Raw genomic sequence first — 1,481 nt, 5'->3', positions numbered from 1 at the left:
AACCGACGACGATGCCCGGAATGATCGTCGGGGATAAGAAGAAGCTTTTCAGCAGTTTTTTGCCTTTGACGCTGTTGCGGCTTAGCGCATAAGCGGCCGGGACTCCGACCAGCAGCGCGATCAGCGTCGCCACGATCGCCAGCATGAAGCTGAGCTGGAAGCCGCTGAGGAAGGATTTCGTCGCGAAGACGTTGGCAAACCATTTGAAGGTAAAGCCGGAGATCGGGAAACTGATCGTCGGCGCCGTGTTGAACGCCGTCACCGCAATGATCGCCAGCGGCAGAAACAGAAAGCCGAACACCAGACAGGCATAGACGGTCAGAAATTTATTTTTACGCATCAGTTTTCACCCCGCTTATCCAGCCGGCCGGCAATGGCATTGAGTCCCTTCATGACGATCAGCGTCGTCACGATCATCACTAACGCTACCACGCTCGCGCCGGTCCAGTCGTTGAGCGTCATCGCCCGCTGATAGATCAGCGTCGACAGCAGCATGTTTTTCGGACCGCCTAATAACTGCGGCGTCGTGTACGCCGTCATCGCGCCGGTAAACACCAGCACTGCCCCGGTGATGATGCCCGGAATCGACATCGGCAGAATGACCTTAAAGAATGAAAGCAGCCGGCTGGCGCCCAGACTTTCCGCCGCTTCCATCATATCGTTGTCAATGTTTTCCATGACGCCGACCAAAGTGATGATCATCAACGGCAGAAACAGATAGATCGTACCGACGAGAACGGAGAATTCCGTATACAGCATCGACAGCGGCTGATCGACCAGATGCAGCGCGGAAAGAATCTGATTCACGATGCCGTTCTTGCCGAGAATGTTGATCCAGGCAAAGGCCCGGATGACCGAGTTGGTCAGCATCGGAAACAGGGCGACGGACATCAGAATACCGCGCCATTTCTTTGAGACCCGGGAAATAAAATACGCCGTCGGAATCCCCAGAATCATGCAGACCAGCGTGCAGACTAACGCAATCCGCAGCGTCCGGACAAAGATTTTGATGTAATAAGGATCCTGGAAAAAGGCGATGTAGCGGCTTAACGTCACCGCTCCGCCTTCAAATACGGTCGGTAATAGAACCGCCAGCAGCGGAAGGATCAGCACGACCACAAGCAGGATCGTGATCGGCGCGATCAGCAGGATTGTTGACTGTTTTTTCATGAGTTCCCCTTCCTGATTTCAAATAAAAAACTTCTACCAAACCGATAGAAGTCACAGACAGAGTTGTCCCTTGAATTCTATCGTAGTCCAATATATAGCCATTGGGTAGAAACTCTTCACGCTGTTCCCTGTGAAGATATACGATAAGACTCAATGATTATAGCATAGAAATGTTTTTTGCAAAGTTGAAAATTAGCTTTCATTTGTTTTTTTTCGTTCTTTCCTTAAGAAAACGCCTTCATTGAGCGGGATTACCGTTTTTTCCCTCTTTAATAGTGTGGAATTTTCCAGGCTTCTCCATTCTCAATTTT

At 50.5% G+C, this 1,481-nt stretch carries 2 protein-coding genes and 1 riboswitch; both genes read right to left on the bottom strand.

Annotated elements, in window-relative coordinates:
• Nucleotides 1-340, bottom strand: a 340-nt coding sequence (locus HOLDEFILI_RS19515; RefSeq protein ID WP_006057675.1) for an ABC transporter permease, incomplete at its 3' end; no start/stop codon positions are given.
• Nucleotides 340-1,170, bottom strand: coding sequence for an ABC transporter permease (locus HOLDEFILI_RS01975; protein ID WP_006057674.1), 831 nt, complete (start codon nucleotides 1,168-1,170; stop codon nucleotides 340-342). The genes HOLDEFILI_RS01975 and HOLDEFILI_RS19515, both read right to left, overlap by 1 nt.
• Before the next feature lie 63 nt (nucleotides 1,171-1,233).
• Nucleotides 1,234-1,334: riboswitch (purine riboswitch) on the bottom strand.
• Nucleotides 1,335-1,481: the final 147 nt, after the last annotated feature.

It is taken from the genome of Holdemania filiformis DSM 12042, from assembly GCF_000157995.1.
GTDB lineage: Bacteria > Bacillota_I > Bacilli_A > Erysipelotrichales > Erysipelotrichaceae > Holdemania > Holdemania filiformis.
Note: the sequence above shows the minus strand (reverse complement) of the source record. Positions and strands in the feature narration are given on the sequence as shown.

Coding starts and splice junctions, on each gene's coding strand:
- HOLDEFILI_RS01975 (WP_006057674.1), bottom strand. CDS start 1,170: ATGAAAAAACAGTCAACAATCCTGCTGATCGCGCCGATCACGATCCTG.